Source organism: Pseudoduganella sp. (assembly GCF_041914865.1).
Taxonomy (GTDB): domain Bacteria; phylum Pseudomonadota; class Gammaproteobacteria; order Burkholderiales; family Burkholderiaceae_D; genus Rugamonas.
This window is the reverse complement of sequence record NZ_JAYSCO010000053.1, coordinates 1-25722: the sequence shown is the minus strand read 5'-3', so window position 1 is coordinate 25722 and position 25722 is coordinate 1. Positions and strand designations below refer to the sequence as shown.

The 25722-nt window shown below is 63.5% G+C and carries 22 protein-coding genes and 1 tRNA gene; 11 read left to right on the top strand and 12 right to left on the bottom strand.

What is annotated here, in order from left to right:
• Positions 1-57: 57 nt before the first annotated feature.
• The 7 genes from ACE3TQ_RS20630 to ACE3TQ_RS20600 are packed head-to-tail and all read right to left on the bottom strand — an operon-like array spanning position 58 to position 8264.
• Positions 58-1224, bottom strand: a complete 1167-nt coding sequence (locus ACE3TQ_RS20630; protein ID WP_374584499.1) for a GGDEF domain-containing protein — start codon at positions 1222-1224, stop codon at positions 58-60.
• Positions 1225-1234: 10 nt separating this feature from the next.
• The gene (locus ACE3TQ_RS20625; RefSeq protein WP_374584497.1) at positions 1235-3025 is read right to left on the bottom strand and encodes a M61 family metallopeptidase; all 1791 of its coding nucleotides are present in this window, start codon (positions 3023-3025) and stop codon (positions 1235-1237) included.
• Complete coding sequence (locus ACE3TQ_RS20620; RefSeq protein ID WP_374584495.1) at positions 3022-3606, bottom strand: NTP transferase domain-containing protein; 585 nt, start codon at positions 3604-3606, stop codon at positions 3022-3024. Before ACE3TQ_RS20620 ends, ACE3TQ_RS20625 begins: the two co-directional genes overlap by 4 nt.
• Positions 3607-3638: 32 nt before the next feature.
• Positions 3639-5843 (bottom strand): molybdopterin cofactor-binding domain-containing protein, encoded by a 2205-nt coding sequence (locus tag ACE3TQ_RS20615; protein ID WP_374584493.1) that lies wholly within the window; start codon positions 5841-5843, stop codon positions 3639-3641.
• A gap of 11 nt (positions 5844-5854) precedes the next feature.
• Positions 5855-6313 carry a (2Fe-2S)-binding protein gene (locus ACE3TQ_RS20610; RefSeq protein WP_374584492.1) on the bottom strand — a complete coding sequence of 153 codons (459 nt, stop codon included), beginning with the start codon at positions 6311-6313 and terminating at the stop codon, positions 5855-5857.
• A 9-nt stretch (positions 6314-6322) separates the two neighbouring features.
• Positions 6323-7045 carry a DsbC family protein gene (locus tag ACE3TQ_RS20605; RefSeq protein ID WP_374584490.1) on the bottom strand — a complete coding sequence of 241 codons (723 nt, stop codon included), beginning with the start codon at positions 7043-7045 and terminating at the stop codon, positions 6323-6325.
• A 13-nt stretch (positions 7046-7058) separates the two neighbouring features.
• Positions 7059-8264, bottom strand: a complete 1206-nt coding sequence (locus tag ACE3TQ_RS20600) for an FAD-dependent monooxygenase (RefSeq protein ID WP_374584488.1) — start codon at positions 8262-8264, stop codon at positions 7059-7061.
• A gap of 30 nt (positions 8265-8294) precedes the next feature.
• Here ACE3TQ_RS20600 and ACE3TQ_RS20595 point away from each other — a divergent pair, with 30 nt between their 5' ends.
• Together ACE3TQ_RS20595 and ACE3TQ_RS20590 are read left to right on the top strand one after the other, a co-directional pair.
• On the top strand, positions 8295-9587 hold the full coding sequence (locus ACE3TQ_RS20595; protein WP_374584486.1) for a M24 family metallopeptidase: 1293 nt from the start codon (positions 8295-8297) through the stop codon (positions 9585-9587).
• Positions 9588-9629: 42 nt separating this feature from the next.
• A tRNA-Phe gene (locus tag ACE3TQ_RS20590) sits at positions 9630-9705 on the top strand.
• 137 nt (positions 9706-9842) lie between these two features.
• On the opposite strand, the gene ACE3TQ_RS20585 is transcribed toward ACE3TQ_RS20590, so the two are convergent.
• Positions 9843-10169, bottom strand: a complete 327-nt coding sequence (locus tag ACE3TQ_RS20585) for a hypothetical protein (RefSeq protein WP_374584484.1) — start codon at positions 10167-10169, stop codon at positions 9843-9845.
• A gap of 324 nt (positions 10170-10493) precedes the next feature.
• Complete coding sequence (locus tag ACE3TQ_RS20580) at positions 10494-10973, bottom strand: hypothetical protein (RefSeq protein ID WP_374584482.1); 480 nt, start codon at positions 10971-10973, stop codon at positions 10494-10496.
• A 425-nt stretch (positions 10974-11398) separates the two neighbouring features.
• Here ACE3TQ_RS20580 and ACE3TQ_RS20575 point away from each other — a divergent pair, with 425 nt between their 5' ends.
• Together ACE3TQ_RS20575 and ACE3TQ_RS20570 are read left to right on the top strand one after the other, a co-directional pair.
• A complete protein-coding gene (locus ACE3TQ_RS20575) occupies positions 11399-12385 on the top strand; it encodes a DUF4424 family protein (protein WP_374584480.1) in 987 nt (328 codons plus the stop codon).
• A 351-nt stretch (positions 12386-12736) separates the two neighbouring features.
• Positions 12737-13147: a hypothetical protein gene (locus ACE3TQ_RS20570; RefSeq protein ID WP_374584478.1), complete on the top strand. Its 411-nt coding sequence runs from the start codon at positions 12737-12739 to the stop codon at positions 13145-13147.
• 49 nt (positions 13148-13196) lie between these two features.
• Here the strand turns inward: ACE3TQ_RS20570 and ACE3TQ_RS20565 are convergent, their stop codons facing one another.
• Complete coding sequence (locus ACE3TQ_RS20565; protein WP_374584476.1) at positions 13197-16016, bottom strand: M16 family metallopeptidase; 2820 nt, start codon at positions 16014-16016, stop codon at positions 13197-13199.
• 331 nt (positions 16017-16347) lie between these two features.
• On the opposite strand from ACE3TQ_RS20565, the gene ACE3TQ_RS20560 reads away from it, so the two are divergent.
• Positions 16348-17931: an isocitrate lyase gene (locus ACE3TQ_RS20560; RefSeq protein WP_374584474.1), complete on the top strand. Its 1584-nt coding sequence runs from the start codon at positions 16348-16350 to the stop codon at positions 17929-17931.
• Positions 17932-17990: 59 nt separating this feature from the next.
• Here ACE3TQ_RS20560 and ACE3TQ_RS20555 read toward each other — a convergent pair whose 3' ends face one another.
• Positions 17991-18926, bottom strand: coding sequence for an MYG1 family protein (locus tag ACE3TQ_RS20555; protein WP_374584472.1), 936 nt, complete (start codon positions 18924-18926; stop codon positions 17991-17993).
• A gap of 44 nt (positions 18927-18970) precedes the next feature.
• Positions 18971-19879, bottom strand: a complete 909-nt coding sequence (locus ACE3TQ_RS20550) for a DJ-1/PfpI family protein (RefSeq protein ID WP_374584470.1) — start codon at positions 19877-19879, stop codon at positions 18971-18973.
• A 135-nt stretch (positions 19880-20014) separates the two neighbouring features.
• Between ACE3TQ_RS20550 and ACE3TQ_RS20545 the strand changes: the two genes are divergently transcribed.
• From ACE3TQ_RS20545 to yegQ, 6 genes are all read left to right on the top strand, one after another.
• Positions 20015-21082, top strand: a complete 1068-nt coding sequence (locus ACE3TQ_RS20545; RefSeq protein ID WP_374584468.1) for a sensor histidine kinase — start codon at positions 20015-20017, stop codon at positions 21080-21082.
• The gene (locus ACE3TQ_RS20540; RefSeq protein ID WP_374584466.1) at positions 21067-21768 is read left to right on the top strand and encodes a LytR/AlgR family response regulator transcription factor; all 702 of its coding nucleotides are present in this window, start codon (positions 21067-21069) and stop codon (positions 21766-21768) included. The genes ACE3TQ_RS20545 and ACE3TQ_RS20540 overlap by 16 nt, the downstream gene beginning before the upstream one ends.
• A 35-nt stretch (positions 21769-21803) precedes the next feature.
• Complete coding sequence (locus ACE3TQ_RS20535; RefSeq protein ID WP_374584464.1) at positions 21804-22280, top strand: hypothetical protein; 477 nt, start codon at positions 21804-21806, stop codon at positions 22278-22280.
• A gap of 69 nt (positions 22281-22349) precedes the next feature.
• A complete protein-coding gene (locus tag ACE3TQ_RS20530) occupies positions 22350-23120 on the top strand; it encodes a ParA family protein (RefSeq protein WP_374584462.1) in 771 nt (256 codons plus the stop codon).
• Between the two features lie 86 nt (positions 23121-23206).
• Complete coding sequence (locus ACE3TQ_RS20525; RefSeq protein ID WP_374584460.1) at positions 23207-24325, top strand: helix-turn-helix transcriptional regulator; 1119 nt, start codon at positions 23207-23209, stop codon at positions 24323-24325.
• Between the two features lie 67 nt (positions 24326-24392).
• Positions 24393-25688: a tRNA 5-hydroxyuridine modification protein YegQ gene (gene yegQ, locus ACE3TQ_RS20520; RefSeq protein ID WP_374584458.1), complete on the top strand. Its 1296-nt coding sequence runs from the start codon at positions 24393-24395 to the stop codon at positions 25686-25688.
• Positions 25689-25722: the final 34 nt, after the last annotated feature.

The window sequence follows — 25722 nt, the reverse complement described above, 5'->3', positions numbered from 1 at the left end:
AATTCTAATTGCAAAAGATGCATATCGTTATACTAAGATTGCCAAATTACAACAAATTTATGCGGCCAGCGGGGTCGGGCCGGCGATTTCGGTGCGGTTGCGGCCATTCGCCTTGGCGCGGTACAGGGCATGGTCGGCGCGCGCCAGCAGGCTATCCAGCGATTCGCCCGGCACGTGCTGGCCGGCGATACCGATGCTGACGGTGCATGGCGGCACCCCGGCCTGCTGGCTGGCGCGCAGCAGCGACTGGATGCGCTGTGCCAGCTGCTGGGCATGTGCCAGCGTGGTATCCGGCAGCAGCACCACAAACTCCTCGCCGCCGAAACGCGCCACGTAATCGCATTGGCGCGCGCTGCGCTGGATGACCGCAGCCACTTGCACCAGCACCTTGTCGCCGTGGGCGTGGCCGTAGCGGTCGTTGATGGCCTTGAAATGATCGAGGTCGATCGCCATCAGCGACAACGGCGCATCGCTGCGCTGCCGGCGTGCGCGCACGCTGCCGAAAAACTCCAGGAAGCCGCGCCGGTTCAGGACACCCGTCAAGGGATCGTGGGTGGAGCGCTGCTCGAGGATTTGCTGCAGCTTGCGCGTTGCCAGCATAAGGAAGGCCACCGTCAGCAGCAGGGCCATGAAATTGGCGATCGCCAGGTAGACGTTGGCCAGCGCGCTGCGGCGCAGCAGGTCGGCCGCATCGCTCTCCATGAACAGGGCCGCCATGCCGCGCGTCAGCGTATTCACGCCTTGCAGCGCCAGCAGCGCGCCAAAGAACCAGCTGGTGAAGTGCGGCACACGGTGGCGCCACACCAGGCGCAGCTGGTCGATGTAGAACACGCTGACGATGAAGCTGAACGCCGCCGCGCGGTGCGGGAAGTTCGGTTCAACCAGCAGCCAGTACAGGACGGCCGCCAGCTCCAGCAGCCACGCGGCATGGAATATGCCCCAGCCGCCCGCCTCGCCGAAGAAGCGGCGGGTGCCGATCATGGACAGGCCAATGCCCCACATCAGGCACGCATTCGCCGCCGGCAGGGCAATGGCATCCGGCAGCTTGCCGCGCAGGAGGAAGAGCGCGCCCGCCCCCACCATGGCCGCCAGGCCGCAGGCCCAGTGCCCCACGCCCGCCACTTCGCGCCGGAAGCTCAGGTGCACCGACACCATGGCGGCAGCCAGCACCACGCAGGTCAGCGTGGTGGTGAACAGGACGGTGAACGGATCCAGCGCGAACATCAGCGCTGGATCAGGCGGCGGTCGGGCGGCGCGGTGTGGTCTTCTTCTCTTCCACGGTCATGGTAATGGCCGGCACGCGGTCGCCCTGCAGGGTGACGTCGAAGGCCATCAGCTCGTCGCGGCGGAAGGCGTGCACCTGCACGGTGTCGCCCACCTTGTAGCGCGCCAGCAGCGCGTCGACATTGGACGGGTTGCCGCTCACGCGCAGGCCGTCGATCGCCACCAGCAGGTCGTTGGCGGACAGGCCGGCCTTCTGCGCGGCGCCGCCGTCGTGCACGGCGGACAGCTTGCAGTCGGCGCCATCGCGGCCGAGGTTGACGTCCATGCTCGGCTTGGACGACTTGCGCTCGTCCTTGTAGCTGACGCCGAACTGCGGCAGCAGCTTGGCCAGCGGCACGTCCTCCGTGCCGCGGATGTATTTGTCGAAGAAGGGCTTGAGCTTGAAGCCGGCGATCTCGTCGAACAGGGCTTCCACTTCCTGCGGCGTGACGCCGCGCGGCTTGCCGTTGTAGAAGTCGCGGCCATAGCGCTGCCACAGGGCGCGCATGATGTCGTCCAGCGAGCGCTTGCCGGCGGTCTTGGCGCGGATGGTCAGGTCCAGCGCCAGGCCGACCAGCGAACCCTTGGCGTAGTAGCTGACGATGGCGTTCGGCGAATTTTCATCCTGGCGGTAGTACTTGCCCCAGGCGTCGAAACTGGAATCGGCCACGCTTTGCTTGGTGCGGCCGCTGCCGCGCAGCACACCGCCCACCGTCTTGTTCAGCAGCTTGTAGTAGCCCTCTTCCGACAGCAGGCCGGCGCGCACCAGCATCAGGTCGTCGTAGTAGCTGGTAAAGCCTTCGAACAGCCAGAGCAGCGGTGTGTAGTTCTCCACCTGGTAGTCGTACGGCGCGAACACGGCCGGCTTGATGCGCTTGACGTTCCAGGTGTGGAAGTACTCGTGGCTGCACAGGCCCAGGTAGGTCATGTAGCCGTCGCTCGGCTCCTTGCCGCGCTGGGAAATGGTCGGCAGGTCGGCGCGCGAGCAGATCAGCGCGGTGGAGGCGCGGTGTTCCAGGCCGCCGTAGCCGTCGCCCACCACCATCGTCATGAAGACGTAGCGCTCCATCGGCGCCTTCTTGCTGCGCGGCTCGAAGAAGGCGATCTGCGTTTCGCAGATCTGTTTCAGGTCGGCGCAGATGCGGGTGATGTCGAGGTTGGGCACGCGGCCGGTGAACACCACGTCGTGCTGCACGCCAAGCGCCTTGAAGCTGGCCATCTCGAAGGTGCCCATCTCCACCGGGCTGTCGATCAGCTCATCGTAATCCTGCGCGACATAGGTGCCGAAGCCGTAGCGCCTGGCTTTCAGCTCTTTCAATGCGGTGGCGACGCGCCATTTGGCCGCCGCTTCATGCGCCGGACGCTGGATGTCGACCACGTGCGGCACGTCTTCGCTGCCGACAACGCGCAGGAAGACGCTGGTGCCGTTGAAGAAGCCGTGCGTCTGGTCCAGGTGGGCGGCGCGTACCGACAGGTCCCAGGCATACACTTCGTAATGCACGGTGAGCTTGCCTTTGCACGGTGCGGCTTGCCAGGAATGCTTATCCAGTTTGCTCAGCTCGACCGGCTGGCCGCCGCATTCGGCGTGCGCCTGCACGATATTGCGCGAAAATTCGCGGATCATGTAGCTGCCGGGGATCCAGGCCGGCAGCACGAAAACCTGGCCTTCCGGCGCTGGCGATTCGACGGTCACGCTGACCTGGAACATATGGGCCGCCAGGTCCCTGGCGGCGATGGTGTAGCTGATTTTTTTGTTTTTCATGGGATGTCGGACGGTGTGTCGATGTCCTGCAGGATGCCGGGATCATCCACCGCCAGTTCGTTAACCGGATTGTTCGTCAAAATACTGCGCGCGCCCTGGTCGCCTTGCAGCGCCAGCAGCGCCTGCAGGTGGGCGCGCCCGAATGCGACCGGATTGCCGCGCCGCCCGCCATGCACCGGCGCCGCGATCACCGCCTCGCCTGGCCCCTTGCCGCCCAGCTGCGCACCGCCGCGCCCGACCGCGTGCGCCAGGGCGGCCATCGTGGCCGGCCGCACATAGGGCATATCCGCCAGCGCAATCAGCCAGCCATCCGCGTCCCGCGCATGCTGCACGCCGCACACCAGCGATGCCGCCATGCCCTCGCCGGCGCGCTCGCACACGACCACTTCGCACCCGAGGCCGCGCAGCAGTCCGGCCGTGGCAGCGTCCTGGGGCCGCACCACAGCGACGACGCGCGGCACAGCCGCCAGCAAGGCACGGGCACTGGCGGCCACCACCGGCTCGCCGCCGGGCAAAACCTGCAACAACTTGTAGCGCGCGCCGGACGGGTCGAAGCGACTGCCGCTGCCTGCGGCAAGCAAAATCCCCGCGACCGCCACGCGCTACGCCTGCCTTACGCTTTCGCCAGGTCGAACGGCAGCTTGCGCACGCGCTTGCCGGTCAGCCTGAACACCGCATTGGCCAGGGCCGGCGCCAGCGGCGGCAGGCCCGGTTCGCCCATGCCGGTCGGGTTGTCGGTCGAAGCGACGGTGAACACCTCCACCACCGGCATATCCGTCATGCGCGCCACGGTGTAGTCGTTGAAGTTGCCCTGCTCCACCACGCCATCCTTCAGCGTGATCGCCGCGCCGGGCAAGGTGGTGCCCAGCCCCATCAGGGCCGCGCCCTGCACCTGGGCCTCGATCGTCATCGGGTTCACCGGCAGGTTGCAATGCACGGCGGCGGTAACCTTGTGCAGCTTCGGCTGGCCGCCCTTCATCGACGCCACCACCACGTACGCCACCGAGGTCTCGAACGACTCGTGCAGCGCCACGCCCCAGGCCTGTCCTTTCGGCAGCTTGGTCTTGCCGTAGCCCGACTTCTCAACCGCCAGGCTGAGCGCCGCCAGCTGGCGCACATGCTTGGGATCGATCAGCTTGCGGCGATATTCCACCGGGTCCATCTTCGCAGCATGCGCCGCCTCGTCGACCAGGGTCTCCATGACGAACGCCGTGTGGGTCGAGCCCACCGAGCGCCACCACAGCACCGGCACATTCGCCTTGGCGTTATGCACGGACAGGTTCATCGGCACCTCATACGGCGCCCCCATGCCCTCCACCGAAGTCGCATCCACGCCATCCTTCACCATCATCGGCTCGAACGGCGTGCCGGTGATGATGGACTGGCCGACAATCACATGGTTCCAGCCCACGATATTGCCCTTGGCATCGATGCCGATATCGGCCTGGTGCACATACACCGGACGGTAATAGCCGCCCTTGATATCGTCCTCGCGGCTCCAGATCACCTTGACCGGCCCCTTGCCCCAGGCCTTGGCCACGTTCACCGCCTCCACGATGTAGTCGGAAGTCGGCACTGCGCGCCGGCCAAAGCCGCCGCCCGCCATCATGGTATGCAGGGTTACCTTGTCCGGCGTCAGGCCGGCCGCCTTGGCGGCCGCCACCGCGTCCAGCGTCTGGAACTGGCTGCCCGCCCAGATGGTGCAGGAATCGGCCTTCAGGTCCACCACGCAGTTCAGCGGCTCCATCGGCGCATGCGCCAGGTAAGGGAATTCGTAAGTCGCGCTGATCTTCTTCGGCGCCTTGGCGATGGCCGAGGTATCGGCCTTCTTCACCGGAGTACCGGCCTTCTTCGCCAGCGCCTTATACTCGGCCATCTGCTTCTTGCTGGAGACCTTCTCCAGGCCGGCGGTATCCCACTCGATCGCCAGCGCATCGCGGCCCTGCTTGGCCGGCCAGTAGCCGTTGGCCACCACCGCCACGCCGCTGCCGCCACGGTCGGTATCGACCTTGATGGCATCGATCACGCCCGGGATCGCCTTGGCCTTGGAGGCGTCGAACTTCTTCACCTTGCCGCCAAAGACCGGCGGACGCGCCACCAGCACCACCTTGGTGCCTTCCGGCTTGAAGTCCATGCCGAACTGCTGCGTCCCGCTCGACTTGGCGCGCGCATCCAGGCGCGGCGTCGGCTTGCCGATGATGGTGAAGTCTTTCACATCCTTCAGCTTCACCTCCTTCGGCACCGGCTGCTTCATGGCCGCATCGGCCACGGCGCCGAACGTCGCGCTCTGGCCGGCCGGCCCGTACAGCATGCCTTTGGAAGCGCGCACCTGCGCCGCCGGCACCTTCCACTGCTCGGCCGCCGCGGCAACCAGCATAGCGCGCGCACGGGCGCCGATTTCGCGGTGCTGCATCCAGGAGTGCTTGACGGCGGTGGAGCCGCCCGTCATCTGGATGCCGAAGGCGGGGTCTTTATACGCATCCCCCGCCGGCGCCAGCGCCGAGCGCACCTGCGACCAGTCCGCGTCCAGTTCCTCGGCAATGAGCATCGGCAGCGCGGTGTGCACGCCCTGGCCGAATTCGAGCCGGTTCACCTGGATGGTGACGGTATTGTCCGGGGCGATATGGAGGAAAGCGTTGGGCGCGACCGGCGGCTTGGCCGGTGCATCGGCCGCAAGCGCGCGCGCAAAGCGCCCGCCGTTGCTGGCCACATAAAAACCGAGCAGCAGGCCGCTGCCGGCTTTGAGGAAGGAGCGGCGCGACATGCCTGCATCGTCGGCGCCGCCTGCTTGAGCTGCCATGAACCATTCTTTGCGCATGGCGGCCTCCCTCAGGCGATGGATTTCGCAGCGTCCTTGATGGCCGCGCGGATCCGTTGATAAGTGCCACAGCGGCAGATATTGCCCGACATGGCGTTATCGATATCGGCGTCGGTCGGCGCCTTGTTGGTGCGCAGCAGGGCCGTGGCGCTCATCACCTGGCCGCTCTGGCAGTAGCCGCATTGCGGCACGTCGTGCCTGACCCACGCGTCCTGCACCGCCTTGCCGACCTTGTCGCCGGACATGGCCTCGATGGTGGTGATCTTTTGCCCCACCGCCGCCGAAATCGGCGTGACGCAGGAACGGATCGCCTGGCCTTCCAGGTGTACCGTGCAGGCGCCGCACATGGCCATGCCGCAGCCAAACTTGGTGCCGGTCATATTGAGGTTGTCTCGCAACGCCCACAGGATAGGCGTAGAAGGATCGGCGTCGACTTGCACGTCGCGCCCGTTGATATTCAATGTGACCATGCCAGCTCCTTATTTGATGGTGGCGAACTTAGCTTCCAGGGTACGCTGATCAACTGCTCCTGCAATGCGGCTGCCGTCGGCAAAGAAGATTGCCGGGGTGCCGTTGATATTGATTTTCTGGCCCAGGGCCAGGACCTTGTCGTTCGGCGAGGTGCAGCCGCTCGGCGCAGCCGGTGCCGCCTTACCCGCCAGCATCCAGTCATCCCATGCCTTGTTGCGGTCGGCCGAGCACCAGATGTTCTGCGACTTGGTGAACGAGTCCGGCGACAGGATGTTGTACATATAGGTGTACACGGTCACGTTGTCCAGGGTCGCCAGCGTGGTCTGGCGGAAGCGCTTGCAGTAACCGCAGTTCGGGTCCTCGAAGATCGCCATCACGCGCTTGCCGTTGCCCTTCACGGTCTTCAGCGCCAGCTCTTTCGGCAGCTCGTCGAAATTGATCTTGTTGATATCGTCGATGCGGGCCTGGGTCAGGTCTTGCGACGTCTTCAAGTCGAAGATGTGGCCCACCATCAGGTAGCTGCCGGTCTTGTCGGTGTAGCGGATATCGCCGCCGACACGGATCTCGTACAGGTCCGCGTAAGGCGTCTTCTTGATCGAATCGATCTTCACATCGCCCAGGCGTTCGGCCAGCGCCTTGCGCAGCTGCGCTTCCTCTTTGGCGTTTTGCGCGTCCGCGCAGGACATCAGCATGGTCGTAGCCACGACCAATGCCAGCTTGCTCATATTCATAGGTTCTCCGCTTTTACAACTTACCAAGTGCGTGGGAAATCAGCCGGCGCTTTACGCCCGGCAATTTATCCAGCAAGTTTAGCCCGAAATTGCGCACAGCGCGCACCGGTTCCAGGTCGGCGCCAAACAGGCGCTCCAGGCCGTCTGTCGCGGCCAGCATCAGGCTCACTTCCTCCTTGCGCGCCCGCGCATAGCGCGCCAGCACCCGCTCATCGCCGATCGAGCGGTGCTCCTCGCGCCCGGCCACCGCGCGCACCAGCTCCTGCACGTCGCCAAAGCCCAGGTTCATGCCATGCCCGGCCAGCGGATGCACCACATGGGCCGCATCGCCCACCAGCGCCACGCGCGGCGCCACCATCGAATGCGGGCGCATCAGGCGCAGCGGGAAGGCTTTCACGTCTTCCGGCTGCAGGGGCGTCAGCTTGCCCAGCTTCTCCTGCGCGAACGGCGCCAGGCGCTCGGCCAGCGCCGCCGCGCCTTCGCGGCACAGGGTCTCGGCCAGCATGTCCGGCGCCGACCACACCAGCGACACCTGGTTGCCCGGCAGCGGCAGCAACGCCACGATACCCTGCTCACCGGTGAACCATTGGTGCGCCACGCCGTGGTGCGGCAGCTCGCAGGTGAAGTTGGACACCACGCCGCTCTGGTTGTAGGGACGGTAATCAAGGCCGATATCGCACTGGCCGCGCACCCAGGATTGTGCGCCGTCGGCGCCAACCACCAGCGCAGCGCCCAGATGGGAGCCGTCTTCCAGCGTGATGACGGCGCCTTCCTCGTCATGCTTGAGCGCCACTGCCTTGCCGTGCACGAAGTGCACGTTCTGCGCGAAGCGCAGCGCCGCGTCCAGCGCCTGGTTCAGGTTGCGGTCTTCCACGATCCAGCACAGGGTGCCGGTATGGGCGCCGTAGGCGTCGAAATTCAGGGCGCCGGCCTTGCTGCCATCGCCGTTGACCAGCATGGCATCGACCGGGGCGATACGCGCCTGGTCCATGGCGCCCCAGACTTTCAGGGAATCGAGCAGGCGGTGGGCGGTGTGGTTGAGGGCGAACACGCGGACATCCCAGCTCGCCGCATCCGGGCGGGCCGGCGCCGGGGGTGGCCCCAGCAAAGTCACGCTCAGTCCGGATTGGGCAAACGCGAGTGCTGCCGTTTTGGCAATGGCGCCATTGCCGACAATGCAGACCGCAGTCTGCATATGATGGTGCGTGGGCTTGTTCATCCGGCCATTATAGATTGCTATCATCGCTCTATGAAAAAACTCTTGCTCGCGGCGCTGCTGTGCGCCTCCCCCCTGGCCGCCCTGCCGGCCCGTGCCGACGCCCTGCCCCTGCGCGAGCAGGCGCGCCTGGTTGACCAGCTCACCGCCGAACGGCTCAATACCCTGCTGCCCGGCCTGATGCAGCGCAGCTGCATCGATATGTGGATCCTGGTTTCGCGCGAATATAACGAGGACCCCGTGCTGCGCACCCTGCTGCCCGCCGAGTGGCTGAGCGCCCGGCGCCGCACCATCCTCGTGTTTACGCGCGATCCGGCCAGCGGCCAGGTGGAGAAGCTGGCCATCGCCCGCTACAACGTGGGCTCGGCCATCAAGGCGGCCTGGGACATGCAGCGCTTCCCCAAACAATGGGATGCGCTGGCCGAGCTGGTTCGCAGCCGCAAGCCGGGCCGGATCGGCATCAACACCTCCGCCACCTTCGGCCATGCCGATGGCCTGGACCATACCGATTACAAGGAGCTGATGGCCGCCCTGCCCGCCGCCTACCGCGGCAAAGTGGTCTCGGCCGAAGCGCTGGCCGTCGGCTGGCTGGAAACCCGCACCCCGCGCGAGCTGGCCCTCTACCCGCAGCTGGTAGCCGACACCCACAAGATCATCGAGCAAGGCTTCTCGGCCCAGGTGATCACACCGGGCGCCACCACCACCGAGGATGTGGTCTGGTGGTTCCGCGAGAAAATCCGCGCCATGGGCTATGAGACCTGGTTCCACCCTACCGTCACCATCCAGCGCGCCGGCGCCGCGAGCGGCAACGTGATCCAGCCGGGCGACTTGCTGCACGTCGATATCGGCATCAGCACCCTGCGCCTGCATACGGACGTGCAGCAGCACGCCTACGTCGCCCGCCCCGGCGAAACCGCCGTCCCGGCCGGCATCCTGGCCGCCTTCAGCCAGGCCAACCGCCTGCAGGACATCGTGCTGGCACAGTTCCAGGAAGGACGCAGCGGCAACCAGGTGCTGGCCGCCGCCCTGGCCCAGGCCAAAGCCGAAGGCATCAAGCCCACTATCTACTCCCACCCGATCGGCTACCACGGCCACGGCGCCGGCCCGGCCATTGGCATGTGGGATATGCAGGGCGGCGTGCCCGGCAGCGGCGACGCCCGGCTGCGTCCGTCCACCGCCTATTCGATCGAACTGAACATCGAAGCTGAGTTGCCAGAATGGCAAAAGCCCGTCCGCATCATGCTGGAGGAAGACGCCTGGTTCGATGGCAAAGCAGTGCAGTACTTTGATGGCCGCCAGCGCCAGCCCTTCCTCATTTCAAAATAGGGCTGGTATTTTCTGGAAACCCTGCTATAATCTCTGGCTCTTGGCCTGGTAGCTCAGTTGGTAGAGCAGAGGACTGAAAATCCTTGTGTCGGTGGTTCGATTCCGCCCCGGGCCACCAAGAATAAAAAGTGAAAACGCCGACCCATGCTGGTCGGCGTTTTTGTTTGCACTTCGATTATCTACCCCTGTCAATTTCCGGGGGCGAGTTAGCGTTCTGCCGGCAACCGCTGCATGCGAGAACGCCTGTCTACCTAGCTACTCATCAACGATGCTGATCAAGAAAGCAGCATCATTCTGGCTGCTGCTGGTGTGGAGCGCTGCCAACTGCATGATTGCGGACATACCTTCACCAGCCCTCCCGCAAACGCTGGCGCTACGTTGTCTGCGCAGCACCTCGCAGATGGTTGCCAATTTGGTCGGTTGAACAAATCCCCGACCATCCACGAGTAGTTGGGCCGTGATCACGCGATCTCGGCCCTCTTTTTGCTCCACCCAACCCGCATCGAACGATTGCAGATGCAGGTAGCTGTGATCAGCATGTAGCACCAGAGATGCTTTTGCCAGATCGAAGATCAAACCCAAAGAAACATCTGTAGCCGTCTCGGTCGTGTATGCAAGAGAGCTCTCCCTTGCTCCGTTCCCGGTAGTCCTTGTCACTGCTGCATTTCTCATCCCCCTTCAAATCGGGGTACATGGCATCGAACATCTCCTTGGCAAGCGGTCCACCGACGTTAAATGACACCTTACGGTCATTTGACGTCGCTGGCTGCTCTTCTCCTAGAGAACCTGAATAAACAAGGTAGCTCCCCTTAAATGGCTTGTATTGCCACCACTCATATTTCTCACCCGCATAGGCGGCTGAAAGGCCAAGAAGCGATATACCAAGTACAAGCCGCGAAAATTGCTTCATACAGTCAGCTCAACATGGAAATGGTGATCGTGGTCTTTGAAGGGCGTGACAAATGGCGATGCGTGCCTGTCGTTGAAGAGGATTCTGTGCACGCCAGGGTACGCGTGAAAGAGAGCAATTAACTTCCCGGTAGCGACTTGGTCATAATCGTCAGTCTGATACCAGTACACCGCCTCGTGACGCCCATCCTTTCGAATCGGGCGGATATCGACCTGAAGTCCATTCTTATGGGACTTGTGCTTCTTGTATTCAGGCCCGTTTGCCAGGCTGATGTTCCCGACACCAAACTTGCGGGAGTCTATGTTTGCCCATTCTCTTTCAACAAATAGAATCATGGTCATCATTGCTGGGTGCGCGTATTGCCCGCCTCCATTGGGTGGAGTGCCATGCACGTAATAGCCAGCCTCCTCGGGGGCCTGGGGCAACATGAAATAGCTGCGGGAGTCATGAGGTTGAAGCTGCGATAGCGGTTCCATAGAACGCTCCGTCACACGATGAGCACCCCAGCCACAAAGCTCATGATCTTGATCATTTGACTACCGAATAATGCTCGGCCCGCAAAAAAGCCTGGGACTGCTTGCGCCCGAAGTAAAGCACGCGTCTATGCGGTTCCTTCCCCCGCCATTGGTGGAAGACTTAAATTCCATCACCTGCCCACCCAAAGAAAATGGCTGCATGGTTTGCATGGTTCCAGTTCGGATAGCGTCCGTTAAAAAAAAGTCGCAATTGCGGTTTCGCCTTACCACCAACTTGAAAAACTTCATGCTAAGAGCACGTAGCGAGAACAGCATTGCCAGTAATCAAGACCACGACCGATTTCTGCGTGAATTTTATGTAGGGCAGAGGCTCCCGAATGAACTCGTGCGCAAGCCGCGCTCGTGTTGCCAATATAATATTGGCCATGAAAAATACCCTGCCCCTCGCTCTCGCGGCATTCATGCTCGCTCCCGCAGCCCTGGCCAATGACGGCATCGCATCCGTCAGTGCCGGCGGCATCGTATTCGGCAAGACCGATGCCATCGCCATGAAGAAGGAAGTGCTGAATGTCAGCCACAAGCTGATCAGCGTCGATTACGAATTCCTGAATGAATCGGCCAGCGATGTGGAGGAAACCATTGTGTTCCCCCTTCCACCCTACCCGGCCGCCCAACAGGTCAGCGACAGCTATTACGGCCAGCCGAACGGCTTCAAAATCATGGTGGATGGCAAACCGGTGGCGTTCACCAGCCAGCTGGTAGCAACTGGCCCTGACGGGACGGACGTGACCGCGAAGCTGAAAAAGCTCGGCTTGAGCAATGCGCAAATTGCGCATTCGACCGGCTTTGATACGAGCGTGACCAAAGTGCCGGACTTCACCGACCAGCAATACAAGCAGCTCGCCAAGCTTGGCTTGATGGGCACCGACAACGGCAGTCATGAGCCGGCATGGACGGTGGAGGTCAACTATGTGTGGAAGCAGAAGTTCCCCGCTGGGCAAGTGGTGCGGGTGCATCACGAGTACCGTCCCTTCTACGCGGGCGGGCCGGGCATGTCGGTGATGTACGAAGGCTTCGGGAAAACCTATTGCACCGACGACGCCTACCTGAATGCGCGCGCCAAGGTGGAGGAGCGCAAACAGTACATCGACACGCGCAATGTGTCCTACATTCTCAAAACCGGCAACACCTGGAAGCGCGGCATCGAAGACTTCACCTTGAACATCATCAAGGGCAAGCCGGATGAACTGGTGAGCCTGTGCTTCCCGGGCAAGTTCAAGAAGATCAACGCCACCACCTACCAGGTGCGGCTGACGAACTTCCGCCCGTCCAAGGACCTCGAAGTCCACTTCGGCAATGTGGAAGATGATGGCACCGATAGCAGCGGTGTCATGCCGGCCTTGCCGAGATAAGACGGAACTATAAGGGCCCGGCGCTGTCTTAGCATCCGAGTGTAAGGGAATTATTCCGATGCCCTGCTCAAAGCTGCTCAAACCTGCTTAACGTTTCATATTGCTGCTTATTGCGCCTTATTTGCTGCTCGTTCCTGCTCAATCACTGCATTTTTTTGCTCGTTTTTTCTTAAATCTGCTCGTAATCTCCGAGCAGAAAGCGTGCCATGGCTCGAGAGGTTTTGAGCATAAATAAGCAGCTTCGTGAAAAAACGTGCACAGAATAAGCAGCGTCGAGCCAGCAATAAGGATCTTTAAGCAGCTTTATGAAGGATCGAGCAGGTTTAAGCGCGATTTGCCAAGGAGCTGAAAATGAGGGAGCTAATCAACATACCGGTGCCGTTCCAAACCTTTAATGACCTTAGCGACTTTCTCGATGGCAGGCGCTCGACTGAGGAGTTTGCGGATGTCGCCGGACGGGCGATCTCCGAATGGATTGCAATGCAGAGCGAAATCCCTTCCGACGATGACGCTTCAATGCAGGGAGGGTACCAATGGAAGTCGGTATTTCTGCCCTCCGGCACAAGGATTCGTGTCGTGTTAAAGGGCAAAGTACATCACGCTCGGGTCGAAGGCGACGACATCCGTTACGACGGCCAAGATGTATCACCAGCCCAATTGGTGAACCTGATTGCCGGGTGCACACGCAACGCATGGAAACACATCTGGCTCCTGCTACCTGGAGAAACGCACTGGCAATTGGCCGCAACGTTGCGCAGCTGATTCGGCGGGAAAAAAGCCCCCTGCATGGCAGGGGGCTTGGCTAGCCCGGTTAAGGCTTGGCGGCTGGGGCCGCGCCGGCGGCGCCGGCGGCGGCTTTGACGAAGTCGCCGGCCTTGATGACCGAAACGGCTTCCGGCTTCAGGTGCGCGCGCAGGACTTCGTTCACCTGGGCCACGGTCAGCGCGCTGACTTTGGCTTCCAGGTCTTTATCGAAGGCCATGGTGCGGTCGAAGCTCAGGTAGCCGGCCAGGCGGTTGGCCAGGCCGGCATCGCCGGTGCGGCCCACCTGGCGCGATTGCAGCCAGGCTTTCTTGGCGTCGGCCAGTTCAGCTTCGGTGAAGCCGTCCTTGAGCGCCTTGTCCAGCTCTTCGCGGAGCGCCACTTCCACCTTGGCGGTGTTCTGCGGTGCGCTGATGGCGAAGGCCAGCCACATGCCGGCCGGGTCGCGGTCCGGCACCGACAGTTGCGAACCGACGCCGTAGGACAGGCCTTCCTTCTGGCGGATACGATCGGCCAGTCGGCTGCGCAGCGCGCCGCCGCCCAGCATGTAGTTACCCATCAGCAGGGCTGGGTAAGCCTCGGCATCGTCCTTCATTGGCATCGGATGGATCGCCAGCAGCACCGAGTTGGCCTTGTCCGGAGTTTCCAGCGATATTTTCTGGCCTGCCACCGGCTTCATCGCGCTGGCGATGCGCGCGTATGGCTGCTCGGCTTTCCAGTTGCCGAACAGTTTGGCAGCCTGCGCCTTCACAGCTGCGGCGTCGAAATCGCCAACCACCGACAGGGTGGCATTGCCGGCGCCGTAATAGGCTTTATGGAAAGCTTTGACCTGGTCCAGGGTCACGGCTTTTTCTGCAGCCAGTTGTTCCGGCAGGGTCTTCACATGGCGCACGTGGCCGGCTGGGAAGGTGTCGGTCAGGCGCTGCACTGCGTTGCTGGCCAACGGCTGCGGCTCGGTCATCTGCTGCTCGGTGCCGGAGATGAACTCGCGCTGGCGCTCGGAGAAGTCATTGGCGTTGAAGGCCGGCTTCTGCAGCGATTCCGCGATCAGGTCCAGCGCTGCCGCCAGGTTGTCGCGGGTGGTGGTCACCGTGGCGGTCACGCCTTCGGCGCCGCCCTGGATGCCGACGTTGGCCTTCAGCTTGTCGAAGGCATCCTTGACTTCCTGGCGCGACAGGCGCTCGGTGCCATCGGTCAGCATGGATGCGGTGAAGGCACCAATGGTGCCTTTACCCATCAGGTTTTCGGCAGTGCCGAAACGCAGCTGCACGGTGGCGCTGACGGTGTTGCCTTTGGTGGTCTTTGGCAGCAGCGCCAGCTTCATGCCATTGGCCAGGGCCGAACGCTGCACGCGCTTCTCGATATTATCCGGGCTCGGGTCGAACACTTCACCCTGCGCCACCACCGCGCGGCCCTTGTAGTCTTTGACCAGGGAGGCGATGTCCGGGGTCTTCGGCACTTCGGCGCGGTCGGCGCCGTCGGTCGGGATGAAGCGCGCCAGGGTGCGGTTGGACGACTTCAGGTACTTGGCGGCGACGGCTTGCACCGCTGCCACGTCAACCGTTTCCACCTGGTCGCGGCGCAGGTGGAACAGGCGCCAGTCGCCGGCAGCCTGCGCCGAAGTCAGGGCGATGGTGAAGCGGGCGGTGTCGTTGACGATCTGGTCAACGTCCTTGGCGATGGCGGCCTTGGCGCGCGCCACTTCGGCTTCGGTGATCGGGTTGGACTTGATGTCTTCCAGCGCCTTCAGCATGGCTTCTTCCACGGCGGCGGTCTGGCCTTCTTTCGGCACCACGGCGGCGAACAGGCGGTAGCCCGGCTCCATGTGGTTGAAGTCCAGGTCCATCACGGACGATGCCAGCTTGGCGTCGACCAGGGCCTTGTGCAGGCGACCGGCCGGGGCATCGGTCAGGATCTTGCCCAGCACTTGCAGCGCAGCCGAATCAACGTGGCTGGCCGGGGCGACGTGGTAGCCGGTGACCACCAGCTGGGTGCCGCCGGTGCGGCGGATGGTGACGGAACGCTCGCCATCCTGGGTCGGTTCGGACGTGTAGGTTGGCGCCAGCACGCGGGTTGGCTTAGGAATCTTGCCGAACAGTTCGTTGATCTGGGCCAGCACCTTGGTTTCGTCGAAGCGGCCGGCCACCATCAGGATCGCATTGTCCGGCTGGTAGTAGCGCTTGTAGAAGGCGCGCAGGCGGTCCACGCTCACGCCCTCGATATCGGAACGGGCGCCGATGGTCGACTTGCCGTAGTTGTGCCAGTCGAAGGCCACCGACATGGTGCGTTCCAGCGTAACGCGGAACGGATCGCTCTCGCCGCTCTCGAACTCGTTGCGCACCACCGTCATTTCGCCCTTCTGGGTCTTGTTGTTCCACAGGTCGTCCTGGCTGATCGGCGAGTTGACCATGCGGTCCGCTTCCAGCGCCAGCATCTGTTTCAGGTTGTCGTCGTTGGCCGGGAAGGTGGCGAAGTAGTTGGTGCGGTCATACCAGGTGGTGCCGTTGAAGCGGCCGCCGATCTGGTTCAGCACTTCCACCGGGGACTTGGTGCCCTTCTTGATGCCAAAGTTGGCAGTTGGTTTGAACAGCAGGTGCTCCAGCAAGTGCGCCATGCCGGTCTCGCCATAGTTCTCATGGCGCGAACCCACCATGTAAACAATATTGGTGGTCAGGGTTGGCTTGCTCGCATCCGGGAACAGCAGCACGCGCAGGCCGTTGGCCAGGCGGTATTCGGTAATGCCTTCCACTGAAGCGACTTTGACGGCGGCGGACTTGGCGGCGGCAGCCGGGGCGGCGATTGCCGGGGTGGCGATGAATGCTGGCGACAGGATTCCTGCGCTGAGCATGATGGCAGTAAGCAGCTTCACTTTTTGGATTCCTATAAAAAAATAAAGGTTATAAATTATATAACCAAAAACTTGCGTCAGCGAAAATTGTTTGGGGCTTGAGTGGGCGCTTTGCCACAATGCGAAATCCGAATCCCACAATGTAAGAAGCGCATGTTCAGGGCAGCATGCCCATCAATTCATCCCACGAAAAACGATTTTGCATCATGGAATTCAACAACTAAGTCATTGAATCATAACGATCAAATTTCAGTTATATGTCTTATATAAGACATATGTGCGGCGCAATAAATCGCCTATCATTATTCCAAGTGCTTCGCTTTCTTAATCCTTCTTTTTAGGAATAATGACCATGTCCCAATACCAAGACGACATCCAAGCCATCGCAGCCCTGCGCACTAAGAACGGCAGCGCCTGGAACGCCATCAACCCGGAATCGGCCGCCCGCATGCGCGCCCAGAACCGCTTCAAGACCGGCCTGGACATTGCCCGCTACACCGCGAAGATCATGCGCGCCGACATGGCCCGCTACGATGCCGATCCATCCCAGTACACCCAATCGCTGGGCTGCTGGCACGGTTTCATCGGCCAGCAAAAGATGATCTCGGTGAAGAAGCACTTCAACAGCACCGACCGCCGCTACCTCTACCTGTCGGGCTGGATGATCGCCGCCCTGCGCTCCGAGTTCGGCCCGCTGCCGGACCAGTCGATGCACGAAAAAACTGCCGTCTCGGCCCTGATCAAGGAGCTGTACACCTTCCTGCGCCAGGCTGATGCGCGCGAGCTGGGCGGCCTGTTCCGCCAGCTGGACGCCGCGCCGAACGCCGACGCCAAGAAAGCGATCCAGGAGAAAATCGACAACCACGTCACCCACGTCGTGCCGATCATCGCCGACATCGACGCCGGCTTCGGCAACGCGGAAGCGACCTACCTGCTGGCCAAGCAGATGATCGAAGCCGGTGCCTGCTGCATCCAGCTGGAAAACCAGGTCTCCGACGAGAAGCAATGCGGCCACCAGGACGGCAAGGTCACCGTGCCTCACGAAGACTTCCTGGCCAAGATCCGCGCCGTGCGCTACGCCTTCCTGGAACTTGGCGTGGATGACGGCATCATCGTCGCCCGCACCGACTCGCTGGGTGCCGGCCTGACCAAGCAAATCGCCTACACCAAGGAAGCCGGCGACCTGGGCGACCAGTACAACTCCTTCCTCGACTGCGAAGAAGTGACGGCCGACTCCGTCAACAGCGGCGACGTGCTGATCAAGCGCGACGGCAAGCTGCTGCGTCCGAAGCGCCTGCCAAGTAACCTGTTCCAGTTCCGCCCAGGCACCGGCGAAGCGCGCTGCGTGCTCGACTGCATCACCTCGCTGCAGAACGGCGCCGACCTGCTGTGGATCGAAACCGAGAAACCGCACATCGGCCAGATCGGCGGCATGGTGAAAGAAATCCGCAAGGTCATCCCGAACGCCAAGCTGGTGTACAACAACAGCCCATCGTTCAACTGGACCCTGAACTTCCGCCAGCAAGCGTACGACCGCATGAAGGAAGCCGGCCAGGACGTCTCGGCCTACGACCGCTCCGCCCTGATGAGCGCCGAATACGACGCCACCCCGCTGGCCGCCGAAGCCGACGAGAAGATCCGCACCTTCCAGGCCGACGCCGCGCGCGAAGCCGGCATCTTCCACCACCTGATCACCCTGCCGACCTACCACACCGCCGCGCTGTCGACCGACAACCTGGCCAAGGAATACTTCGGTTCGCAAGGCATGCTCGGTTATGTGGCCGGCGTCCAGCGCAAGGAAATCCGCCAGGGCATCGCCTGCGTCAAGCACCAGAACATGTCCGGCTCCGACATCGGCGACGACCACAAGGAATACTTCAGCGGCGAAGCAGCGCTGAAAGCGGCGGGCAAAGACAACACCATGAACCAGTTCTAAAAAATGGGGACGTACCCCATTTATTAGAACAGAAGGGCCGGCGCCAAGCCGGCCTTTTTTTATTCAAGCGCGCGCAGCGCCAGCGAGGCCATGGTGCGGATGCCCTCGTACGACTTGGCCGAGGCGATGAAGCGGCCGTTGTGGCAGAAGCCGGCATCGGGCACGCCGGTCACGGCGGCCAGTTCAGCGTCGCGCAGGCCGGCCCAGGCCTCCGGCAGGTCGGCGCGGGCATCAAAGTTATCGGGGCTGACCGGCACTGTGCTGATCAGGTAGCGCTGCTCGGCGATGCTGTGGCTGATCACGAACAGCACCTTCGGCATTTCGCGCCGCACCACCTGGCTCCAGGGCAGCGCGGCATTCTTCAGGAACAGCACCTTGCCGTCTTCCAGCACTTCCGCCTGGCGCACCTGTTCCAGCGCCAGCAAGGCGCCCACGCGGTACTTCACGGCGTTGACCATGATGTCCGTCAGCACGGCCACAGCACGCTCGAACTGCTGCAGGCGATAGGCATCGGCGCCATCGCCCAGCCTCTGCTCGTCCAGCCAGTTCGGATTGAAGCCGGAAATCACGGCCGACAGCCCATAGCCGCCCGGCGCGCTCTTCGCCGCACCCACGTCGGACAAGTCCAGGTACTGCACCACATCGGTGTCGATGCTGTAGGCCATTTCGCGCGCCTTGTCATCCGCCAGCTGGTGGCCGCAATGTGCCAGCGCCAGCGCACTGACGCAGCGCGCACCGTACTCACGCCACACCAGGCCAGCACTGGCATACGGCACGCCGCTTTGGCGCGCGCCCCTGAAACCCTTCTGGTGGTGGTCAAAGCGGCCGGCAGCCGGGTCCCAGATGCCGCCCACGTCGACGGCGAAGTCGGCCGCCTCAATCGCGGCCGTATCGCGCGTGCGTACCAGCCCGGCCTCGGGGAATAAAACCTTCAGGGCAGCGACCGCCCACGCATCGTCTGCGTGGAACTTGCCGCTGTGCGTCACTATCACCATGTGGAGTCCAAATCGTTGAAACTTCCAGCATGATAACCCCTGGCTTAGACAAAGCTCGCGGGGCTGGCATCAAACAGCCGCTTGTGCCCATCCATGCAGAAGTAGTACCTGTGTTTGCGGTAGAGGGAAGTCAGGCTCGTGCCCTTGTCCACATCCATCTCGCAAACCGGGCACACCGGCTGCTGTTCGGTGGACTTGCGGCGCTTGGCATAGGCATTGTTGGACATCGGGTCGAGCCAGCCCTGGCCCTGGTATTCAAGGGCATTCGCGGTGTTGCGCGCGACCGTGCGGCCGAAATAACGCTCGACCACGCGCAGCGCCAGGTCGATGCCGGAGGACAGGCCGCCAGCGCTGGCCAGCTTGCCCTCCTCCACGAAGCGCGCGCCGCGCTTGAGCGCCACATCGGGGAACTGCATGGCGAATTCGTTGAAGGAGCCGTGGTGGGTGGTGGCGGATCGGCCAGCCAGCAGCCCGGTGCGCGCCAGCACGAAGGCGCCGGTGCAAACCGACATGGTCAGGTCCGCCGTGCGCGATACCTGGCGTATCCATTCCAGCACGGCCGGGTCGCGCGCGCTTTGCGCCGGGATGACGACCACCTTCGGCGCCGGCGCATTGGCAAAGGTGTAGTTCGGCACGATGGTCATGCCGCCGCTGGCCGTGACCGGCGCCGCGCTGGCGGCGACGGTGTACAGCTGGAACACCGGATCTGCATCGCGCCCCGGCACGCTGACATTGCTGAACACCTCCCAAGGCCCGGCGAAGTCGATCACCACCGCATTATCGGACAGCAGGAAGGCGACCGGGATGCTGCCTTCGGCCGGCGGCAGGAGCGCAGCGCCTGCGGGCGCGGCGGCGTTGGCGGGCTTGGCGGCGGCGCGGGCCCCTGCCAGCGCCGGCACGCCCGCCGTCAGTCCCAAGGCCGCCGAGATACGGAAAAGTTCGCGTCGATTCATATTCGATCCTTTGCAAGAGAGAGGCATCCAGTCTCCCACTGCCCCCGCCCGCAGGCGAGGCAACTGGCTGCAGCCCGCCGTGCATTCGCTGCAAAGCATCGCCGCCAGCGCCGAATTCCCCTATGATTGCCCTCCATGACAGCAAACACTAGCAACCCCTGGCCCTACATTGCCTTCGCCTGGCTGGCCATCGGCCTGTTCGACGCCACACAGGTCGTGGTCTCCATGAAAGCCATGGGCATGCAGCACGCCTGGTGGACCCTTTTCTTCGTCACGCTGGCCAACTGGCTGGTGTGGGCCGCCGCCACCCCGCTCGCCCTGGCCCTGCTGCGGCGCTTCCCGCTGCCGGCGCGCCAGGCCACGCCGTGGCTGGTGCATGGCGCGGCCTGCCTGGCCATCAGCGCCGTATGGGCGGTCTGGGGCGCGCTGCTTGAACACAGCTTCAACCCCTTCGCCTATCCCAAAGGGCCCGATCCCTTCGCAGCCCTGTGGCAGGCCAAACAGATCAACAACCTGGTCGGCAGCATCATCCTGTACAGCGCCATGGCCACCTTCGGCATTGCGCTGGACACCCACCGCCGCCTGTCGCAGCAGCGCGAGCTGCTGGCGCGGGCGCAGCTGGCGGCGCTGCGGCTGCAGTTTGAGCCGCACTTCATCTTCAACGCCCTCAATGCCGTCACCGGCCTGATCCGCGAACAGCGCGATGCGGAAGCGGTGGCCGCCGTGGCCGCGCTGGGCGATCTGCTGCGGCGCGTGACGGACCGCTCGGAGCGCCAGTTCGTCGCCCTCGACAGTGAACTCGACTTCATCCTGAAGTACCTGGAGATCCAGCAGCTGCGCTTTGCCGAGCGCCTGCGCTGCCGCATCGACATCCCGCCCGCGCTGCTGCAAGCGCAGGTGCCGGACTTCATCCTGCAGCCGCTGGTGGAAAACGCCATCAAGCACGGCATCGCCAAGCGCGCCAAAGGCGGCGAACTGCACATCAGCGCCGCGCGCGAAGGCGAGCTGCTCACCTTCAGCATCTTCAACGAAGGCCCCGCGCTGGCCGCCGGCGCAGCGGATGGCGTCGGCCTGGCCAACACGCGCCAGCGCCTGCAGGCCCTGTACGGCGAGGCGCACACCCTCACGCTGCGCAACCTGCCGCAAGGCGTGCTGGCCACCGTCACCCTGCCCTACCTGGAGCCGGCATGCTGCGCGCCCTGATCATCGACGATGAACCGCTGGCGCGCAGCAATGTCGCCCACCTGCTGGCGCGCGACCCGGCCCTGACCCTGGTCGGTCAATGCGGCTCGGCCGAGGAAGCCCTGGCTGTCCTGCCCGGCGCCCGGCCCGACCTGGTCTTCCTCGACGTGGAAATGCCGGAATGCGACGGCTTCGAACTGCTGGAACGCCTCGGGGGCGCGCCGCCCTTCGCCATCGTCTTTGTCACCGCCCACCACCAGTTCGCCCTGCGCGCATTCGAAGTGGGCGCGCTCGATTACCTGCTCAAGCCCTTCGACGACCAGCGCTTCGCCCGCGTGCTGGAGCGCGTCAAGGACCGCCTGCGCGCCCCGGGCGAAACGCGGCGCTTCATCATCAAGAACGGCGGCGCGCTCGAGGTGGTGAAGTTCGCCGACATCGACTGGGTCGAAGCCAGCGACTACTACAGCAGCCTGCACGCCGGCAGCCGCAGCCACATGCTGCGCCGCAGCCTGGCCGAGCTGGAGACGGAACTGGCGCCGCACGGCTTCCAGCGCATCCACCGTTCCGCCATCGTCAACCTGGAGCGCATCCGCGCCCTGGCCATGCGCGAGGACGGCGAATACGACATCGTGCTGCACGACGGCCAACGCCTGCGCATGAGCCGCCGTTACCGTAAATCAATTATGGCGCGCCTCAGCCCGGCTTAGATATATACTTGCCTTTTTCCCAACCTTGAGGATGTATGCAACGACTGACCCTGGCCATCGCCGTGCTGGCCCTGAGCGCCTGCGCCACCAAAGACCAGAACCGCATCGAAGAGATCGGCAGCACCCCGCTGCGCGACCTGAACATCGCCAAAGTCGAGATCCCGCAAATCCTGCGCGACGCCGTCGAGAACCCCTACCAGCTGCCGGCCGACCGCAGCTGCCCGGCCCTGCTGGCGCAGATAAACGAACTGGACGAGGAACTGGGCCCGGACCTGGACACTCCGGAAGAAGAACTGGACCGCATGGATGCCTCGCGCAAGGCCCTGGGCAATGCCGCCACCGGTGCCCTGCAAAAGACCGTGGAAGGCGCGATTCCCTTCCGCGGCTGGCTGCGCAAGCTCAGCGGCGCTGAACGCCGCTCGCGCAAAGCCCAGGCAGCGGTGCTGGCCGGCCAGGTACGGCGCGGCTACCTGCGCGGCGTGATGGCCTCGAATTCCTGCCAGAAGGCCTGAAACGCTTGCAATTGCTGCGCCGCATCATGCTAGAATCGTTGCAATATTGGCCACGGCAAAGGCAGGCAGATGAAACGCGTAATCTTCAACCAGAAGGGCGGAGTCGGCAAATCGACCATTGCAGTCAACCTGGCCGCCATTGCGGCGCACCATGGCAAGCGCACGCTGCTGATCGATATTGACCCGCAGTGCAATTCCAGCCGCTACGTGCTGGGCGCAGCCACCACCGGTACCGCGCCCACCCTGGGCGCCTACTTCGAGCAAATGCTCAGTTTCAGCATGTTTGCCAGGCCGGCCGCCGAATACGTGCACGCCACCCCGTTCGACAACCTGTCGATCATGGTGGCGCACACCGAGCTCGGCGACCTGCAATCCAAGCTCGAATCGCGCCACAAGATCTACAAGCTGCGCGACACCCTGAATGAGCTGGAAAAGGAATACGACGAGATTTTTGTCGACACCCCGCCCGCGTATAACTTCTTCACCCAGTCGGCCCTGATCGCCGCCGACAGCTGCCTGATCCCCTTCGACTGCGACGACTTCTCGCGCCAGGCCCTGTACACCCTGGTCAACAACGTGAAAGAGATCAAGGCTGACCACAACGCCAGCCTGCAGATTGAAGGCATCGTCGTCAACCAGTTCCAGCCGCGCGCCCTGCTGCCACAGCGCCTGGTCGACCAGCTCAAGGAAGAAGGCTTGCCGGTGTTCGCCAACAAGCTTTCCAGCTCGATCCGCATCCGCGAATCGCACGAGCGCAACCTGCCCATGATCCACCTCGACCGCAGCCACAAGCTGAGCCAGGAATTCCTCGCGCTGTACCAGGAATTGCAGGCAAATTAACAACAATCATCCATATTGATGATGAGCCGGCCCGCGGCGCCCGCCTATAATTATTTGCATAATGGCATCTAGTTGAGGCAATAGCAATGTCCAGTGACCCCATACAAGAGGTGTACGCCAGCATCACCCAGCCGGGCCAGCTGGTTGAACTGATGGCCACGCTGGGCCAGCGCTTCGGCGCCGAATCGTCCTTCTTGTTCAGCAGCCACTCCGACACCTCGCCCGAGGCCATCCTGCTGGGGCAGAACATGGACCCGTCGGTCGTCCACGACTTTGCCGGCTACTGGTGCCAGGAGGACATCTGGGCGGACGCCGCGCGCGAACGCGGCATGATGCACCGCGGCGTGGTGGTGGCCGACCAGGACCTGGTCAGCAAGGAACGCTTGCACCAGAGCCGCTTCTACAACGACTTCGGCGGCAAAGCGGGCATGGGCAGCATGCTCGGCTCCATCCTGTTCGACGGCCAGGAAGCGGGCGGCGACTTCCCCTTCACCAACCTGTGCTGGTACCGCCCGGCCGGCCGCGAAGCCTTCGGCAAAGACGACAAGAAACTGCTCAACACCCTGCTGCCGCACCTGCAGCAGGGCCTTCGGCTGCAGTGGCAAATGCAGCGCACGCGGCTGCAGGACCTGGCGGCCGGCTACGCCGGCGTCGGGCCGCCGCTGGCCAGCCTGGTGCTGGACTGGTCCGGCCGCATCGCCTCCTGCAATGCGCGCGCCGACGCCCTGCTGGCCGGCAGCCGCGCCCTCTTGCGCTGCAAGGACGGCCACCTGCACGCGCTGGGCCAGCAGTCCTCTCCGCCGTTGGCCGATGCCCTCGCACGCTGCCGGCAGACGGGCCAGGCGGTGCGCCTGCTGGTACGCGAAGAAGGGAGCGGCGAGCTGTTCCGCGCTAGCCTGAACGCCCTGCCGGCCGAGACGGAAACCTGGTTTGGCATCCTGGCCCAACCGTGCTGCCTGCTGCTGATCGAGCTGCCGCGCGACGATATGCGCGACACCCTGCAGCTGCTGGGCCAGCTGTACGGCCTGACCGGCGCCGAGCTGGAAGTGCTGACCGGCTTGGTCAACGGCATGGCGGTGGAACAAGTGGCCCAGCTTAAAGGGCGTTCGATCGCCACCGTGCGCACCCAGGTGCGCAGCCTGCTGGCCAAGACCGGCAGCGAACGCCAGTCCGACCTGATCCGCCTGGTGGCGCGCCTCGGCTAGTCGGCCAAACTTGATCTGGATCATGGCGGCCCGCAACGCCGCTGGCTAAGCTGTGCGGTTTTTGTCCATGCTCACCGCACCAGAACTGCTCCTGCCCGCCGGCTCCCTGGCCAAGATGAACGCCGCCTTCGACTACGGCGCCGACGCCGTGTATGCCGGCCAGCCGCGCTACAGCCTGCGCGTGCGCAACAACGACTTCTCCACCTTGCAGGCGCTGCAAGAAGGCATCGACGGCGCCCACGCGCGCGGCAAGCAGTTCTTCGTCGCCAGCAATATCTTCGCCCACAACGCCAAGCTCAAGACCTACCTGCGCGACATGGCACCCGTGATCGCGATGAAGCCCGACGCCCTGATCATGGCCGACCCGGGCCTGATCATGATGGTGCGCGAAGAATGGCCCGACATGCCGATCCACCTGTCGGTGCAGGCCAACGCCGTGAACTGGGCCGACGTCAAATTCTGGCACCGCATGGGCCTGACGCGCGTGATCCTGTCGCGCGAGCTGTCGCTCGACGAGATCGAAGAAATCCGCCAGCGCTGCCCCGAGATGGAACTGGAAGTGTTCGTGCACGGCGCCCTGTGCATGGCCTACTCGGGCCGCTGCCTGCTGTCCGGCTACTTCAACCACCGCGACGCCAACCAGGGCACCTGCACCAATGCCTGCCGCTGGGACTACAAGGTGGGCGGCGGCTGCCAGGACGCCACCGGCGACATCTCCGTCCTGCACCAGCAGCCGCGCCACCCGCTGGCCAACGATGTCTATCTGCTGGAAGAAACCGGCCGTCCCGGCCAGCTGATGCCGATCTTCGAAGACGAGCACGGCACCTACATCATGAACTCCAAGGATTTGCGCGCCGTCGAGCACGTCGAGCGCCTGGTGAAGATCGGCGTCAACTCGCTGAAAGTCGAAGGCCGCACCAAATCCGCCTACTACGCCGCCCGCTGCGCCCAAGTCTACCGCCAGGCGATCGACGACGCCGTGGCCGGCCGCCCCTTCGACGAAAGCCTGCTCGGCCAGCTGCAAGGCCTGGCCAACCGCGGCTACACCGACGGCTTCTACCAGCGCCACCACACGCAAGCGCACCAGAACTACATGCGCGGCGCCTCCGAGACCGACCGCAGCCAGTACGTCGGCGACGTGCTGGCGATTGAAGACGGCTGGGCCCGGGTCGAGGTCAAGAACCACTTCGCCGTAGGCGACCGCCTTGAAGTGATGCACCCGAACGGCAACCGCGACGTCACCCTCGAACGCATGCAGGACACGGACGGCCAGGAGATCCAGGTCGCCCCCGGCAGCGGCCACATCGTCCGCATCCCCCTCCCCGCCGGCCTCGAGCGCGCCCTCCTGTCGCGCTACCTGTAAGAAATTCGGGGTCAGGTCTGACAATCGGACAATC